General features: G+C 47.5%; 16 protein-coding genes. 10 read left to right on the top strand and 6 right to left on the bottom strand.

Translation table 11 applies throughout. The annotated features are described in order from the left end of the window. Positions 1-3: 3 nt before the first annotated feature. Entirely contained in the window at positions 4-543 is a 540-nt protein-coding gene (locus GVJ32_RS01755; protein WP_159238329.1) for an RDD family protein, read from the bottom strand. Positions 544-619: 76 nt separating this feature from the next. Beyond that, a complete protein-coding gene (locus GVJ32_RS01750; protein ID WP_159238328.1) occupies positions 620-1108 on the bottom strand; it encodes a hypothetical protein in 489 nt (162 codons plus the stop codon). Between the two features lie 175 nt (positions 1109-1283). Here GVJ32_RS01750 and GVJ32_RS01745 point away from each other — a divergent pair, with 175 nt between their 5' ends. Both GVJ32_RS01745 and GVJ32_RS01740 read left to right on the top strand, forming a co-directional pair. Then, positions 1284-1961, top strand: a complete 678-nt coding sequence (locus GVJ32_RS01745; RefSeq protein ID WP_159238327.1) for a response regulator transcription factor — start codon at positions 1284-1286, stop codon at positions 1959-1961. Further along, positions 1948-3327, top strand: a complete 1380-nt coding sequence (locus GVJ32_RS01740; RefSeq protein WP_159238326.1) for a sensor histidine kinase — start codon at positions 1948-1950, stop codon at positions 3325-3327. The genes GVJ32_RS01745 and GVJ32_RS01740 overlap by 14 nt, the downstream gene beginning before the upstream one ends. A gap of 3 nt (positions 3328-3330) precedes the next feature. On the opposite strand, the gene GVJ32_RS01735 is transcribed toward GVJ32_RS01740, so the two are convergent. Next, complete coding sequence (locus tag GVJ32_RS01735) at positions 3331-3966, bottom strand: hypothetical protein (protein WP_159238325.1); 636 nt, start codon at positions 3964-3966, stop codon at positions 3331-3333. A gap of 125 nt (positions 3967-4091) precedes the next feature. Here GVJ32_RS01735 and GVJ32_RS01730 point away from each other — a divergent pair, with 125 nt between their 5' ends. From GVJ32_RS01730 to GVJ32_RS01705, 6 genes are all read left to right on the top strand, one after another. Beyond that, complete coding sequence (locus GVJ32_RS01730; RefSeq protein WP_235035005.1) at positions 4092-5132, top strand: AraC family transcriptional regulator; 1041 nt, start codon at positions 4092-4094, stop codon at positions 5130-5132. Between the two features lie 315 nt (positions 5133-5447). After that, positions 5448-5834, top strand: a complete 387-nt coding sequence (locus tag GVJ32_RS01725) for a tautomerase family protein (RefSeq protein ID WP_159238324.1) — start codon at positions 5448-5450, stop codon at positions 5832-5834. Between the two features lie 336 nt (positions 5835-6170). Then, complete coding sequence (locus GVJ32_RS01720) at positions 6171-7370, top strand: acetyl-CoA C-acetyltransferase (RefSeq protein WP_159238323.1); 1200 nt, start codon at positions 6171-6173, stop codon at positions 7368-7370. Positions 7371-7488: 118 nt separating this feature from the next. Next, a complete protein-coding gene (locus GVJ32_RS01715; protein ID WP_159238322.1) occupies positions 7489-9651 on the top strand; it encodes a 3-hydroxyacyl-CoA dehydrogenase NAD-binding domain-containing protein in 2163 nt (720 codons plus the stop codon). A 157-nt stretch (positions 9652-9808) separates the two neighbouring features. Then, positions 9809-11011: an EAL domain-containing protein gene (locus GVJ32_RS01710; RefSeq protein ID WP_159238321.1), complete on the top strand. Its 1203-nt coding sequence runs from the start codon at positions 9809-9811 to the stop codon at positions 11009-11011. Then, a complete protein-coding gene (locus GVJ32_RS01705) occupies positions 10986-11399 on the top strand; it encodes a gamma-glutamylcyclotransferase family protein (RefSeq protein ID WP_159238320.1) in 414 nt (137 codons plus the stop codon). The genes GVJ32_RS01710 and GVJ32_RS01705 overlap by 26 nt, the downstream gene beginning before the upstream one ends. Here the strand turns inward: GVJ32_RS01705 and GVJ32_RS01700 are convergent. Then, entirely contained in the window at positions 11391-12332 is a 942-nt protein-coding gene (locus GVJ32_RS01700; RefSeq protein ID WP_159238319.1) for a 2Fe-2S iron-sulfur cluster-binding protein, read from the bottom strand. The two genes, GVJ32_RS01705 and GVJ32_RS01700, sit on opposite strands and share 9 nt — an antisense overlap. Before the next feature lie 39 nt (positions 12333-12371). Further along, positions 12372-13517 carry a 23S rRNA (uracil(747)-C(5))-methyltransferase RlmC gene (rlmC, locus tag GVJ32_RS01695; protein WP_159238611.1) on the bottom strand — a complete coding sequence of 382 codons (1146 nt, stop codon included), beginning with the start codon at positions 13515-13517 and terminating at the stop codon, positions 12372-12374. Positions 13518-13636: 119 nt separating this feature from the next. Between rlmC and GVJ32_RS01690 the strand changes: the two genes are divergently transcribed. Together GVJ32_RS01690 and GVJ32_RS01685 are read left to right on the top strand one after the other, a co-directional pair. Continuing rightward, positions 13637-14350, top strand: coding sequence for a class I SAM-dependent methyltransferase (locus tag GVJ32_RS01690; protein WP_159238318.1), 714 nt, complete (start codon positions 13637-13639; stop codon positions 14348-14350). Positions 14351-14427: 77 nt separating this feature from the next. Then, entirely contained in the window at positions 14428-14823 is a 396-nt protein-coding gene (locus GVJ32_RS01685) for a TM2 domain-containing protein (protein ID WP_159238317.1), read from the top strand. Positions 14824-15133: 310 nt separating this feature from the next. Here GVJ32_RS01685 and bcsG read toward each other — a convergent pair whose 3' ends face one another. Continuing rightward, positions 15134-16726 (bottom strand): cellulose biosynthesis protein BcsG, encoded by a 1593-nt coding sequence (gene bcsG, locus GVJ32_RS01680; RefSeq protein ID WP_159238316.1) that lies wholly within the window; start codon positions 16724-16726, stop codon positions 15134-15136. Positions 16727-16758 lie beyond the last annotated feature (32 nt).

The raw sequence follows: 16758 nt of genomic DNA, 5'->3' as shown, positions 1-16758 counted from the left end.
GATCTAGGCTTTTTTCTTCTCTTTTGGAATAGAGCGTAATACGGTATTTGATGCGCGGTCATGCCAAGCGCGGCGGTCTCGGTCAATCCATATCCACCAGTAGCCTAAGCCACCTGCCGCAAGTGATACCCCCGCCACGAGCACCCGAATAATACATTGCCTCCAGCTTGGTTTACCGCCGTTTGTGCTTTCTAGCTTAATGCGCCAAGCCTGCATTCCCAGTGTTTGGCCGCTTTTTCGCCAGAACCAGCTATAAAATATGATGATCAAAACCAGCAAGTAGCTGCGGTAAATCCATCCCTGCAAGGGAATGTCTAATTCGTGCACCACACTATTGGTGGCGGGGTTTGCAACAAAAGATTCCGGACTAAGAAAGTAGGCAGGAATTAATGTTGCGACAAAGAGGACTGCAAATAGTAAGAATGCGTCGTAGACGATAACGGCAATGCGCTTAAATACCCCTGGCGGCCCTTCGTACGCAGCGATGGTCGTAGATGTATCGGCAGAAGGTGTTTTGCTCGCAGTTTTGGGCTTTGAAGGCATTGGCGATGAATCCGCATATTATAAACGGCGGGTATTGTAACAGGGGTGGCTTCAATGGGTGTAGCTTGGCTTGGAATCAAAAGGCGATAGCAAGCCCAAAGGTGAGCGAATCACGGCTAAGGTGAACGCTGTAGTCGGTTTTGTAATCACTATAATTCGATACCGCAACCCGACCCTCTTCATCGGGAAGAAAGCGTTTGGCGCCGGCACTGCGTTTATAAAAAGATTTATATAGCGCCTTAAAACCCATTTTGATCAGCTCCTTGGTCGCTAGGCTGCCATGTTTGGCAGAGTTTTGTTCCATCCAAACGCGGTTAAAGCGAGCTTGATCGGTATTGAAAGCATGGAATTTACCCGTGGTTTCATCGCGCTCTATACAAAAACTAATGGTAGGGCGGTAGTTCAGCTTCTGGGATTTAGCTACTGTTACATCGTTCATAGTATTTGTGCCCCAGTCGCTACTAAATGCGGAGCATGGCAATAGGCCGCAGGCCACTATGACCAAATAGTGTATTTTACTTAAACAGTGTTTAAGGCAGGCGTAAGCATTTTTTATATTATTCATTGCTGCTAGTCTCCCTTGCTGGAGCTGAAGCTGTTGGAAAAAAGTGTACGCGCCCCCATACTATGGGTGAATAAGTAGATGTACCTCACCAACTTAGGTCTTTCATCGATGGGGGTTTCGCTTTGGAAGGCAAAAAGTGGCGAAACTATAATAAAAGCGGAAGGGATTAGTGTAGATGCGGGTCTTATTGATAGAAGATGATGCGAGCGTAGCGGAATATATCGTAAAGGGCCTGCGTGAAAGCGGCTACCAAGTAGAGCACGCTGCTGATGGCAAAACGGGCTTGGTTAAAGCAACCACCGAACAATACGATGCGTTAATTGTTGATCGTATGCTGCCACATGTGGATGGTTTGACTATTATCCAAACCTTACGTGCCTCAAATGACACTACACCAGCGCTGATCTTGAGTGCGCTGGGCGAAGTGGATGACAGGGTTAAAGGTTTAAAGGCGGGTGGCGACGATTATCTTGTTAAGCCCTTTGCTTTTGCCGAGTTGCTTGCGCGTATTGAGGTTATATTGCGGCGCCAAGAAGCTGGCTCAGCGGTTACTCGCTTGAAGGTTGCCGATCTTGAAATGGATTTGCTTGCCCACAAGGTTACCCGCGCGGGGCAGCCGTTTAATTTACAGCCCAGAGAATATAAATTGCTAGAGTACCTGATGCGCCACGCCGGTCAGGTTGTTACTCGCACGATGTTGCTCGAGAACGTGTGGGACTATCATTTTGATCCTCAAACCAACGTCATTGATGTGCACATCAGTCGTTTGCGTCAGAAGATTGACAAGGGCTTTGATAAACCTCTGTTGAACACCGTTCGCGGCGCTGGATATATGTTGGATGATTCTCAGTAAAATTTTCACCAGCTTTACCTTCCGATTCTTGGTCAGTTACGTTGCATGGCTTAGTGTGGCCGTGTTTTTGGTGTTGGCGCTTATCTATGCTTTTATCGCCTACGACTTTTTTGCTGAGGTACATCACTCAGTTAAAAGTGAATTATCTGATTTAAGCGAGGCTTATGAGAGCGGTGGCGAGGCGGCGGTTGATGAATTTGTAAAGATTCATAGCGGTCCAGATCGATTGATTCGCTTCTTTTATTTTGTGGGTGATGAAAATCTAAACAAAATTGCCGGTAATCTCGATGAGTGGCCCGACAGCGAAGAGTATCGTGACGGCTGGCTGGGCTTTAGTTTTGAATCCTTAACCAACGTACCAGACTCAATTGGCACCGAGTTTGTGGCGCGCTCGCGTCAATTGGCCGGCGGCGAACACGTGCTAGTCGCCCGTCACTATGCCGATGTTTTAAATAGCACTAAATTAGTGGGCGGCGCCTTAACACGTAGTATGGTGGCCACCATACTACTCGGCACCATTGGCGGCGCCATAGTTGCCGCGCTGACCCTGCGACGAGTTGAGCATATTAACGTTACCCTGCGCCGTATTATGACCGGCGACTTGTCTGAGCGCATTGAAACCCATTCCAGTAGTGGTGACTTTTTGCGCTTATCTGAAAGCGTGAACCAAATGCTGGACCGCATAGAGGCCTTAATGACGGGCGTCAGGCAGGTGTCAGACAATATCGCTCACGACCTGCGTACTCCGCTAACCCGGCTTAGAAATAAGCTGAGCGATTTGCACGACAATTGCGAAGACACCACTAATCGCGAGCAATTGGAGCAGTTAATCGATGAGGCTGATGGCTTATTGGGAACCTTTAGTGCATTGCTGCGTATTGCTCAAGTAGAGACTGGGCATCGTCGCTCCGGCTTTGCTGAAGTGGATTTATGCACCTTAGTGTCTGATGTGATCGAACTCTATGAACCACTTGCCGCCGAAAAAGAGCAGAGCTTTCATACCGGTTTGGCAAAGGTTGGTAGCTTTTATGGCGATCGCAATTTGTTGTTTCAAGCTGTCGCAAATTTGGTAGATAACGCCATTAAGTACACGCCAGAAGGTGGTCGCGTGCAGGTCAATTTAGCCGTTGAAAGTGGTGTCGTACGTATAGAAGTGGCTGATAGCGGTATTGGTGTACCAGAGGAAGATCGCGAACGGGTTTTTCAGCGTTTTTTCCGCGTAGAGCACAGTCGCAGCCGGCACCCTGGGAATGGCTTGGGCTTGAGTTTAGTGCAAGCGGTTGTGCGCCTGCATGATGGTTATATTGAATTAAAAGATAATAATCCTGGTCTGCGAATGATATTGAGATTTCCGAGGGGAAGCTGAATGTCACTGTAGTTCTAAGTGGTCAGTTTTAGGCGGCCGATACTTAATTTCTGGCTTTGAATCTAATAGCGGTGTTCCTACACCGCAAAGACTTAAATGAGCGATCTGCGGTTTTATTACAGGCCCTGACGTGGGTGACGATAATAAATCCTCTCCGGCAGGAGCAAGGCTAATGTGGCCGATGTCTGGTGTTGGCAGCGGTGGTGCAGAATGTTCATCGTTTAAAGATTCGCCGACATTTGCAACACTTATATGATCCGTGTCAGGTGCCGCGACAGGAGGGTGCTGGCGCTCGTCGTCACTTAGCACCAGCGTTCCGTTAGGACACAGTGATAAAACGCTGGAGTGAGCGGTTACGTTTTCAGTGGTCGTGACAGTAGACGACGGTAAGGCTTTGGTGATCACGCCAATTTTGTTAAACGCATCTCGATAGCGCTGTAACTCCGCTTGACTGAGATTTTTGCGAATACGGCTGGCCTTACCGCTAAGCAAATTTCCGACCTGTTCTGGCGGGCGTTTGAATAGCGTAGCAAGTTTACTGATGGCGACCTCCCGCGATACACCAGATGCGAGATTGCCAGTCATAATGAGATCAAAGCGAATGTCAGTCATAGTGCTGATTATGGCTAGCTTACTCATTCTATTCAACTTGTTAAAAGGCCATCTTTAGAGGCTCTACCGCAGGCTGAAAAGCAGGTGCTAAGATATGAATGTAAAATTGACAGGTTTGGAGAATTACACTGAGTAATATCGATTTAGAATCCGTGCCGACCAAATTTGCGCGCTCGCTGCTCAATTTGGCTGCGGAGCGAGGCTATGACCACGGCGGAATATTAAGCGTCGCTGGAATTGCCTTTAATCCATTGAATAGTCGATCGGCTGGATATCAGACCAGTATTTCTGCTATGCAATACACTAAGCTGTATCAGCAGGTCATGAGTCTATTGCAGGACGAAGCCTTTGGTTTAATGCTTGGCAAAAGCGTGACCCCTGGCGCGTTTCGTATGATGTGTTACTGCATCATCGGCTGTGAAAACTTGGATAAGGCTATTAAGCGAGCCTGTGAATTCTTTCGTACTTTTTACGATGCTGACGCGCAAATTTATTTAGACACTCGTAAAGACAACGCCATCGTCGGCTACGGTAGTATTAAAAAAGGCTTTGCCGGTGATAAAGTTGATATGGCCGACCTGTACGGCCTATCGATTTGGCACCGATTTTTTTGTTGGTTGGTCGGTAGTAATATCGAACTTAAGGAAGTCAGGTTTGCAGGCCAAGCGCCATCAGGTAAAGGCCGTGTCGAAAAATATCAGCAGCTGTTTTCCTGCCCCGTGTATTACGGTCAGTTGCGGGATGAGTTTGTATTTGATACCCGCTATTTATCCTATCCCTTGGTACACAATGAACGAACTTTAAAGGAATTTTTGCGTGCAGCGCCGTACCCGTTGATGGTAATGAGCGGTAGTCGTGATGACGGTAGTCTAGTTGCGCGGGTTAGGGCGATGATCGGCCACGATTTCTCTCAGGGATTTCCGAGCTTTGAGCGTATAACCGAAGCCCTAAATATGTCTGCCCCCACATTGCGTCGCCGTTTAAAAAAGGAAGGTACGACATTCCAACAGCTTAAAGATGAGTGTCGCCGCGACGCTGCAATGGCGTATTTAGGTAACTCCGAATTGTCTATTAATGCTGTGGCGGCATTAATGGGATTTACAGACCCTTCTGCATTTCACCGCTGTTTCAAGAAATGGACTGGCATCACCCCTGGTGAATATCGGCAGCAGGAGCGTGAAAGTCATCGTTAGGAATGTGAGCGTAAGTAAATCACTATAATGGTATTGCAGGGAGACAATGACATAGTATTTTCTGCTTGAATTTACACCACGCTGTGAACAGTTGGCTGAAAAAAATGTTCTGTTGAGAGTGTTCCGGCATTCGTACTCTCTAGAATTTCCTGTTCAGTAGCCTTTGACTCTTTAACGGTTAAATCGAAGTCTCGGCTGATGATTTGCATATGAACGGGTTAAGGTTAAGGGAAATGAAAATTTGATAAATAAGCGAAAATTATAGAGAGCATAAACCTCAATAATAAAACGCTTATATGTAAGTAAGGAATCAAGATGATCGTAATTTATGGAATAAGGGAAAAGTTAAACCCAATAAAGGCTAGGCTGTCTGATGTTATTCACGGCTGTATGCAATCAGTTCTTGGTATGCCAGAAGACAAGAGAGCGCATCGGTTTATCCCAATGGAAAATGAAGACTTCTATTATCCTGGTGGTCGCAGTGACGCGTATACGGTCATCGAGATCAACATGATGTCTGGGAGGCAAGTGGAAACCCAGAAAAGGTTAATTAAATCACTTTTTAAAGAAATAGAAAATCAGTTATCTATACCGCCAGTAGATATTGAAATTGTCATAAAAGAGCAATCTCCACATCAATGGGGTTTTCGTGGTATGACAGGCGATGAAGCAAATGACCTAAAGTATAAGGTTAAGGTGTAACTAGGCCGACATTTCATTTAGCCGCGAATACACTAGCTGCGATCTACTTCGGCGGCTGTTTATGGCACCGCTGAAACTGAGGTCTAAAAGGCGCTCATGTACGTCAGCCGTAGCACTCGGTTACTGGCAAGGAATTAATGGCCTCCTTTCAATAAATCTCCGTGCTAACGGCATTTCCCGCTGTTTGTAAGCCTTTGTTTTATCAGCCCCTTATGAATTTCTGTCAGTGTGTTGACCCGAATTGCCATTGTCTTGAATAGCCGCGACAGTCCATTGTGCCTGCCGTGGTCAACGTGCTGACCCGCTGAATTCATCCCTAGTTTGGCAGGATATATCATGGCAGAAGCATTTATTTACGATGCGATTCGTACTCCGCGTGGCAAAGGTAAGCGCGGCGGTTCGCTTTATGAAGTTAAGCCAATTGATTTGGTGACTAATCTTTTAGAAGCGCTAAAAGACCGCAATGATTTAGACACGACAAAAGTAGAAGATTTAATTTTGGCCTGCGGCGAACCGGTGAAGGAGCAGGGGCAAAATATCGCCAAGGCGGCACTGGTGTATTCGAGCTGGGATGACGTGACGACGGGGGCGCAATTACACCGTTTTTGCGCTGGCGGTTTAGACGCGGTAAATATGGCTGCAGCGAAGGTTGCCGCGGGTTACGAGGATTTGGTGGCCGCCGGTGGGGTGGAATCCATGTCGCGTTTAGGAATTGGTGCCAGCGGTGGTGCAACCGGCGACCCTTGGGTGGCAATGAAAAGTTATTTCATTTCCCAGGGCTTGGGCGCGGATATGATCGCGACAATGGATGGCTTTAGTCGGGAAGATGTTGACCGCTATGCGGTGATGTCTCAGCAGCGCGCAGCGCAGGCGCGGGATAAGGGCTATTTTAAATCAATCGTGCCGGTAAGGGACTTTAACGGCGTAACTATTCTTGATCACGATGAGTTTATTCGTGGTGATACCTCCTTAGAAGGCTTGGCGAAACTCAAGCCGGCCTTTCAAATGTTTAACGATTTCGGTCACGGCGGCGTGGCTAAATTGAAATACCCAGAGTTAGAAAATATCCACTGCGTGCATACGCCCGGTAATTCCTCCGGCATCGTCGATGGCGCTGGCTTGGTTCTTGTTGGTAGTGAGCGTGCGGGCAAGGAGCAAAATCTAACGCCACGGGCGCGTATTTTAAGTTGTGCGCTTGTCGGTACTGAGCCAACCATTATGTTGACCGGGCCGGCACCAGCTACCGAAAAAGCGCTGAAGAAGGCAGGTTTAAGCGTTGATGATATTGATTTGTTTGAGCTAAACGAAGCCTTTGCCTCTGTTGTGCTGCGCTACCAGCGCACGCTGAATATTCCCGATGAAAAAATAAATGTAAACGGCGGCGCAATTGCTATGGGGCATCCCATTGGCGCTACCGGCGCGATGATTCTTGGCACCTTGTTGGATGAACTAGAACGCCGAAATTTAAAGCGTGGTGTGGTCACACTGTGCGCAGGTGGCGGTATTGGTATTGCGACGGTAATTGAGCGCGTTTAATTACGGTTTTTAAAAATATGGTGAGCCGACATTGGGCTTACGTAAATTTGCGATAGAAATAACGGTGATGAATGGGTTTGTTTGAAAGCCTCCACCGGCATAGCAGAGAGAAAATATCATGGCATATATTCGCTTGGAAAAAGATAGCGACGGTATTGTAGAACTGATTTTCGACCAGCCCGGTAAAGCAGTAAATACTATGGGGCGTGAGTACGACGAGGCTATGCGCGCAGCGCTTACCGAATTACAGACCATGGTTGTGCAGGGTGGTGTAAGCGGAGTTTACGTGCGCAGTGGCAAACCTCAGCAGTTTTTTGCCGGTGGCGATATCAACGAAATGCTGGATATGGATTTAAACCCCAGCGCAGAAGAGAAGACAAAAATGTACGAGGGGGTGATGGCGACAAAAGCACCGCTTCGTCAGCTTGAAACCCTCGGAGTACCAGTAGCGGTGGGTTTGAACGGGCCGGCACTTGGCGGCGGCTTTGAAATTGCCTTAGCCTGTCATTACCGCGTAGCCATAAAGGGCGTTCAAGTTGGTTTGCCAGAGGCGATGATAGGCCTTATGCCCGGCGCTGGTGGCGTGGTGAGAATGACGTATTTGCTTGGTATGCAGGAGGCGATCGGCCTTATAAGCCAAGGCCGTCGTTTAAAAGCGGCTCAGGCATTAGAGAAAGGCTTGCTGCATGAGTTGGCCGAGGATGAAGCCGACATGCACGCTAGGGCAAAGGCGTGGATAAAAGCGAATGGCGATGCCAAACAGCCTTGGGATCAAGAGGGTTACGCGATTCCAGCTGGCGGCCCAGACGAGGCGGCGAACCAAGGCCTAACGTTTTTTGGGCCGGCGAATGTGATGGTGCAAACTAAAAATCTTATGCCGGCGCAAAATGCCATCTTTGCCTGTGTTGTAGATTGCGCACGGGTGGATTTTGACACCGCTCAAAAAATAGAAGGGCGCTATTTTTTAAGTTTGTTATTAGATCAAACCGCCAGAAATATGATGACGGCTTTTTTTGTGCAGATGGAGGCTTTAAACAAAGGGGCGAGCCGTCCCAATGTCAGCGAGCGTTTTAAATGTAAAAAGCTCGGTATTTTAGGGGCTGGGCAAATGGGCGCGGGTATCGCGACGGTTGCTGCGCAGAAGGGTATGCAAGTTGTACTTAAAGATATTAGCCAAGAAAATGCGGATCGCGGCCGGGCGTATGCAGAAGCCTTTTTCAATAAAGGTTTGGCGAAAGGTAAATTAACGGAAGAGGTAAAAAATGCCTGTATGGCCTTGATTCAAGCGACGGCCGACTACAGCGATTTAGCAGATTGCGATATCGTGATCGAAGCCGTATTTGAAGATCGAGGCATTAAGGCAGCGGTCACCGCTGAGTGCGAAGCGATAATCCCTAGCGACAGCGTGTTTGCTTCCAATACCTCAGCACTACCTATTTCTGAATTGGCGCAGGCCAGTGTGCGGGCGCAAAACTTTATTGGTATGCATTTCTTTTCGCCCGCCGAGAAAATGCCTTTGGTAGAGATTATTCGCGGCCAGCAAACCTCGGATGAGACTTTGGCGAAAGCCTTTGACTTGGCTCAGCAGTTAGGTAAAACACCGATTGTGGTAAATGACGCAGCAGGTTTTTTTACGACCCGTGTGATCAGTAAAACGATCACCCAAGGTGCGATTATGCTGGAGGAAGGTGTGAATCCGGTGTTAATCGAATCGGCTGCTCGTGATAATGGTTCGCCGGTTGGGCCTTTGGCTGCCATTGATGAAATTAGCCAGGAAACGGCCTATAAGAATGGTCAGCAAGCTAAGGCAGATACCCTTACCCAAGGGCGGGACTGGCAGGACAATGCTGCGTCGCGAATTCTGGATCGCATGGTTAATGAGTTTGGACGTAGGGGTAAGGTTCATGGCGGAGGCTACTATGAGTATCCCGAGGGCGGTAAAAAGCACATCTGGTCAGGTTTGAAGGACGCCTTTGCTCCTCAGGGGTATACCGATATTCCCTACCAAGATATTAAAGACCGCCTGACCTTTTGTCAGTGCCTGGAAGCCGTGCGGACGATGGAGGAAGGTGTTGTGAATGTGGTGGGCGATGGCAATATCGGTTCGATTATGGGAATTGGCTTCCCCGCGCAAACCGGCGGTGTATTTCAGGCCATCAATGCCTATGGGTTAAGCGCCTTTGTTACCCGCGCAAGAGAATTAGAAGCCCGGTACGGTAGCGATTTCGAGGTGCCGTCTTTGTTGTTGGAGCGGGCCGAGAGCGGGGAATTGTTTCGCTAACTTCGCACTAGCGCCATCTACCGTAAGGCCAGCTTAAAACGCTGGCCTTTTTTATGGGGTATTACTGGAAATAACTTTATCGCCTGACCTCGCTTGTAAAATTTACTCGGCTTGGTTACTTTGTTAGCTCACTACATCGTTGTATGGCGGAGTACAAGTGCAGTATTTTCCGTGTTATCAGCCGATTATCGATATCAATAGAATGTCGATTGCAGGTTACGAAGCGCTAGCTAGAACGCGAATAAATAATGGTCGCGTGGTATCTATTGGCGCCCTGTTTAGCGACCCCAACTTTAATCGCCGAGACTTGCTCGCCATCGATCGCAGTGTGCGTGAGCAGGCCTTGGCGTATTTTTCTCAACATCAGCACGACGCGTTCTTGTCATTGAATTTATCTCCAGAATGGATGGATCATGTTGCTGATCATAGCCCTGTCCCAACCATTGTTATGGCGGAAAAAAATGGAGTTGATCCTCATCGCGTGGTGATTGAATTTGTCGAGGGCGCTGGTGATAACAGTAATATGCAAAAATTGTTGCGGCGTTATCGCAAGGCAGGAATGCGAATTGCTATTGACGACTTTGGCGCTGGGCATTCCCATTTAGATCGCCTTATTGCACTGGAACCCGATATTATTAAGCTTGATATGGGCCTGTTTAAGAGTGCTATGGCAGGTGGCATGCCAGAGGAAGTTGTGCAAAGTATTGCTAATTTGGCGCGCCGTACTGGTAGTAAATTACTTTGTGAAGGAGTTGAGACGGAACAGGAATTTTATTTTGCGCTGGAATGCGGTGCACGTTATGTACAAGGCTATTTTTTCTGGCCAGCGTTGCCAGAATTTATAGACCCAGACTCGCCTAAGGAGATGGTGAGTCGATTACTTGATGGCTTCGTTGCTAGAAATATTAGTCGAGAAAAGCAGCTAATGCTTTATATGGATAAGATGGAAAAGTATTTTTCTGATGTGCAGGCAGCGACTAAAGACAATAGCTTAGATTTTGCTAACTTGCCGGCGCCACCTGCTGGTTTTTTGAGGGTGTTTATTTGTAGTGAAAATGGTGAGCAAATCTCACCAAATTACGAATTAACTAACGGGGAAGATGGTCGCAGTTGGTTTGTCGATAATGAGAACTGCGGTTCTAACTGGTCAATGCGGCCGTATTTTTATCAAACATTAGCCGCAAAGCAGTTACGCAAGATAGAGCATGTTGCGTCCCAGCCTTATTGCGATGTTCGCAGCGGACGTTTATGCCAAACCATTGGACAGGTATTGCCCAGTGGTAGAGTTCTATTTGCAGATATTGCCTGTTTTGGTGAGGATGATAAGGACGCTTATGGCAATCATTTTTACCTACGGTAGTTTGATGTGCGAAGACATTATGACGGCGGTAACGGGACAGAAATTGGCTTTCGATGAAGCTCGTCTAATTGGTTATGAGCGCTATGCAGTTCGCGGCGAGGCTTATCCGGCGATCATTCCCAAGACCGCCTCCAGTGTGCAAGGGCGCGTTTATTACGGCGTGAATGAACAGGGTTTAGCGCGTTTAGATAGCTTTGAAGGTGATTACTACCAGCGAATTTTGCTAAAAGTAAATGTGTTAGATAGACCGCTTGACGCGCATAGCTATGTATTTAGAGATGAATACCGGGGCTTGCTTGCCGATTGGCGCTGGGATTTTGAGTATTTTTTACAGTACGGTAAGCAAAAATTTACCTCTCAATATTTAGGATACCGGCGCTTAGTTTGAATCCTGTGAGCCGAAATTAATAAATTCTTCCGTAATGATATGTCTTGGTGATGCACCGAGCATAAAACACTTTTTTCTAATTCTTTGTACAAAGTTTTGCCCGCCACAAATGTAGACTCGCTGCCCACGTAAACTTGAAAATTGCTTGCTGATTATCACCTCAGTATTATCAGTTACGTCTGTTTGAAAAGAGAATTGTGATGCGCTATTTTTTAATGTCTCTAATTGCTGCATGGCATAATTTTCTGCGGTGCGATCAAGGGCAATAAGATGAATATTTGCATTATGTTTACAATCGATCGCATCCCGCGCAATCCCAATGAGTGGTGCGATACCGGTTCCAGAGCCAATTAATAGCAGTGGCTGGGAAGCATGTTCCTGCTCGTAAACAAAACCTCCCAAGGGGCCTTGTAGCTCTAAGGTCTCGTCGACTTCTGTGTTTGCAAATAATTGTTGGCTAATTATTCCGCGCGGGTGCACGCGTATATGTAGCTCAATATAGGGCTCGAGGCGAGCGACGCTGGCAATGGAATAACAACGCGCCACGTCCTTCATCCAGAGTGTGATGTATTGGCCTGCCCGCCAGCGTAAGCGGCAACTCAAACGAAGGCGTAAGGTATTTTCGTCGAGTAGTGTTTTGTCGATAATGGTTGCGGGTATTTTTGTGGCTGTTGTATTTACGGTGTTGACGTCTATATCGTGATTTGGCGTGCACTGGCATGCCAGGAAGTAGCCTTGACGGACTTGGTGCTCGCTTAATCCTTGCTGGCAATCGTCTGGAATTTGGCTGGGTGTTGCTTGCAATGTGCAGGCCTGACAGGCACCCGCACGGCAGCCATAAGGTATTGCGATGTGATGGCGGAGCAGAGTGTCTAGTACTGACTCGTCGTCTGCGCTGCTATAGCTAAGTTCTTTAAAGCGAATAGTTGGCATGTGGTGTTTGTTGCCGCGTGTAGATAAGACATGGTGACGCTATAGTCTGGCTAAGAGTATCAAGACTTCATAGTGGGCGGTATTGGGGAACATATCAAATAATTGGACCTTTTGCAGGCTGTATTGGGGCAATTGCAGCAGGTCTTTAGCTAGCGTCTGCGCGTTGCAGCTAGAGTACAAAATATAGGGCGGATTGATAATGCATAGGTCGTCGCAAAGTTGCTGCCCCAAGCCCCGCCGCGGGGGATTAACGATGATGACATCTGGCGCAGCTATCGCATCACTATTGTTTGCTTTGTTGTCGGTGAAATTACCAGAGTCCAGCGCTCTAAAACTGACCTGCGATTGAACGCCGAGTTCTTCTGCGCTGCGTTTTGCACAGGCGATGGCTTCCTCTTCAATTTCGATACCGACGAGTGTCCTGTCTGGAGTTAAACAATGCAGGCCAAAGCCGCCGGAGCCGCAGAAGAGATCCNAGACTTCTTTGATTGGGAGGTCCTTCAGCCACTGGGCTGCAGTGGCATAGAGGCTTTCTGCCATGATTGAATTTGTTTGAAAAAAGCCTTTTGGTCGTTGATACAGGGGGATATCGTTTAGGGTTTGGCGCAACCACGGATTTCCTTGCAAAACCTGTTCTTCAGGCCCTTCGATAATGGCCGCGTGCAGAGGCTGAATATTGACTGATACTGTCTGGATTTGTGGCTGTGATGCGAGGAGCTTAGGCAGCGCATCGCGAATTGCGCTTATGGTCGCGCTGCTGCGCAGCACGAATCTGAGCATGAATATTCCCTGCTCATTTCTGTTTAACAAACAATACTTGAGTTCACCACGTCGGCCTCTGACGTCGTAGGGTGGGATCGCAAGGGTGCTTAACCAATTTTCTACGGTCTGTAGTACTTCCTGCATATCTGCTGGGTACAGCGGGCAGGCACAAAGACTAATGGGCTTACCTTTTGGGCCTAAAATGCCTAATTTTGTTTGCGTAGTCGTGCCGAGTGCTACCATTTTGGCCTTGTTGCGAAAGCCTGACTGCGCAGAAGCGACACTAGCTAAAAGCGGTGGCGCTGAAAGCGGATGAAGAAAATGGGCTAGCTCGGCTTCTTTCTGTGTGAGCTGCAGAGCGTAGGGCGTGTCTAGCCATTGGCAGGAGCGACATTGACGAGATTCAAAGAAATGACAGTGCACGGCATTAATCACGACGAAATTAAACCGACGTTATAAGCTGGCGCAGTAAACGCTGCAAGAAAATTCAATACTTTATGCTAAAAATTATCGCTTAGATTCGATTGCTTAGGAGGCAGGGCATGGACGATAGTCATTTTGAGGATGCGATTGTTCAATCGTGGCATAAGAATGTAAATGCGTGGACAAGTGCTGTGCGTGGCGCCGAGATTCGGAGTCGCGTAAAGGTTACTGATGCCGCTATTGTGAACGCAGTGGTGGCAAAGGCACCAAAGCAGGTTTTGGATTTAGGGTGTGGCGAGGGCTGGTTGGTTCGCGCATTGACAGATTTGGGTTTGTCTGCTGTGGGTGTCGATGTTGTTCCAGCGCTGATTGACAAGGCCGCCGCAAGCGGGGGGGATTTTAAGGTAATGTCATACCAGGCATTTGCAGGGGGTGGCTGGTCGCAAACGCTTGATTGCGTGGTGTGTAATTTTTCCCTTTTGGGCAAGGATATTGTGGCTGATGTTTTAGCTGCTGTACCTCCAATTTTAAGTCGGCAAGGACATTGCATAATTCAAACACTGCACCCTGCATTTAGTGGTGAAACTTACTGTGACGGGTGGCGAGAGGGCAGTTGGGCTGGGTTTGGCGATGAATTTATCGAGCCGGCTCCTTGGTACTTTCGGACCTTGTCATCGTGGATGGCCTTGTTTTCTGACTGCGGCTTGCAGCTAAAGGAAATGCTTGAACCCCTCAATACAGAGACGGGTAAACCTGCTTCGGTGATTTTTGTGCTTAGCCCAGCACCGAATGTTGAAAGGCAGCATCAGAATGTGGCGAAGGGTGGGCTTTAGCTATGACACATAATCGCCTACACTTCGTGACTTTGTTAGGTTAATTAGGCAGACATGGTGTGCGGGAGTCAAAGGGAATGAACAATACCCATAGTAAAGTAGTAGGCTATATCTTGTGGATATTTGGCTTCTTTGGAGCTCACCGTTTTTATTATGGTCGACCGATTAGCGCGACAATCTATTTTTTTACATTGGGTTTGTTTTTAATCGGTTGGATCGTGGATCTGTTTTTAATTCCTAGTATGGATCGAGAGGCGGATTCAAGTTTTAGCTCTGGCAGTAGCAGTTATACCGTGGCGTGGGTGTTACTCACATTTTTGGGTTTTTTCGGCTTGCACCGTTTTTATCTTGGGAAATGGCTGACGGGTATTTTGTACCTGTTAACCGGTGGGGTATTTCTGCTGGGTATCATTTACGACTACTGGACACTAAATCAACAGGTTAGTGAAAAGAATGCGTCGCTATTCTCTTAACGCATATTTTTATAATTTTTGTTTAATTGTGCCCCTTAGCGGTGACCCCGTTAGCTGAGGGGCCGGTTTTTGGCTATTTTTTAGTGAGACCTTTGCGCGAGCCGGAATTTTGTTCTCTGGCAAGGAAAAATCGCACGGAATGAGGGAGTTTATACTCATAAATGACCGATTGAGTAGAGCCTGCCCCGCGAGCGGAGCGAGTGCTTTGGGTACGATTTTGCCAACAGTAGGCGCCTTTAAGCGACGCCGGCAGAGGGCAAGATAGTTATCGTGCAAAGGTCTCTTAGTTATAAATTAGTCTGAACGGGCACTAATACGCCGACCATTGCCTGCCATCTACAGTGACATAATTCTTTTCATCTAGGCGTATCACGGTACTGCCCTCATTTTGTGAAACGATGGAGGTGGTAGGCAGTTCCTCGCTAAGTGATTGGGGCGAAAATGAGTTCTCTGAAAAGATGTTTTGTTGTATGGCCTTAGCGATTAATGCAGATAGTGATAAAAAAGAACTGTCGGCTGTAACTCTTGCTGTTGGGCCAACACGTTTTAACTGCGGCCCAATAAATTTAGCGGCAACAGGAATATGGGTAATGCTGGGTGACGGTATTTCGCGAATTCCCGATAGCTGCATCTTATCTCCGCGCAATGCCGCACCATGCTCAGGGATAAGTATCAGTAGTGTATTTTGCTGACTTTGTTCTAGTCGGGCGATGAAGTTTTGCAAATCGTCGAAGAGAATACTCAGGCGCTGTTTGTAGCCTGCGACGCCAGACTTCGCCTGCCGGCCAATAACCCGATTACCATCATGCAGTGATACCGAGTTAAATAGCATAGTTTGTTTAACGGTATTAGATGCATTTCTTGTTTGTAGCCAGCGCTCTAGTACTGCCTTGTCACACAACACAGGGCTGCCATCAAAGGCTTTTTGACAAACGGGAATGCCAGCTTGAGATTCAAGGGGCGAATCGATGCCTCCGTAAACATTCAGCTGTTTCAGAAAGCCATCAAAGCGGCCATCGTGATTCATAGTCAGCGCTTGTTCGTAACCGTTATTTTTTAATTGTTGAAAAATTAGACAGCGATTGACGCCGTCATTACTTGAAAGCATGTCGTGCGGTGTCTGCCCGCAGCTGGCGCGAAGCAGCCTCGTAACCGCAGGGCCACTGTATGAAGTGGCTGAATTAAAGTTGTCAAAGACAATATCGAAACTAGTTAGCAAGGGGTGTTCGCTCATGCCCGCTAGTTTTATATCGTCCCATGCCAATGAGCAGATGCTGATAAAAATGATGTCGAAGGGCGCCGTGTTTGCGGCGGGTTTAGCTAACGTGATATGTCGACTTTGTTCTTTTTGAAAGAATTGTTGCAGGTAGCTGTTAAGTGCTTGGTCAGAATTAAGCTGTGGTTTTGTGTTGCTGGACTTGTTAGCGACGCTACTTGCTGTGATCACTTTGTTTGGTGGGAAGATTGTAGCGATAACCCCACTTTGAGCAATGGCTACGCTCAGCAGACCAGCAAATGCAATGGTGCTAAGCTCCAAGTAGCGAGAAATATAATAGCTCGCCATACAGAGAAGGGCGACGATGAATAAGGTTTTTAGCGTGAGATATCGTAGTAGCAATTCCAATGTGTACCACCACTCGTATTCTGGTAAGTGGGCGAGTGTCGTTGCCGCTGCGTTCAGCGGAATTTGCATGTCGTGATATAGCAAGAAGATGGCTATCGCCAAGGCGAAAGATTGGCGGAGAATACGGCCTGCTCGCCCCTTAACTTGAAGCAATAAAAATAGTGCGAACGCAAGATTGCCAAGGATGTGGAATTGAATTTTCCCCAGAAAAAATAGCGCAGCTTTAATTAAAAAGTAATGACTCCAGTTCCCTAGTTCATTCAGTTTGCCAAAATTCATAGTGCACCGAAATTTCCATTTTCATTGCTTAT

The organism is Zhongshania aliphaticivorans, assembly GCF_902705855.1.
Lineage (GTDB): Bacteria > Pseudomonadota > Gammaproteobacteria > Pseudomonadales > Spongiibacteraceae > Spongiibacter > Spongiibacter aliphaticivorans_B.
Note: the sequence above shows the minus strand (reverse complement) of the source record. Positions and strands in the feature narration are given on the sequence as shown.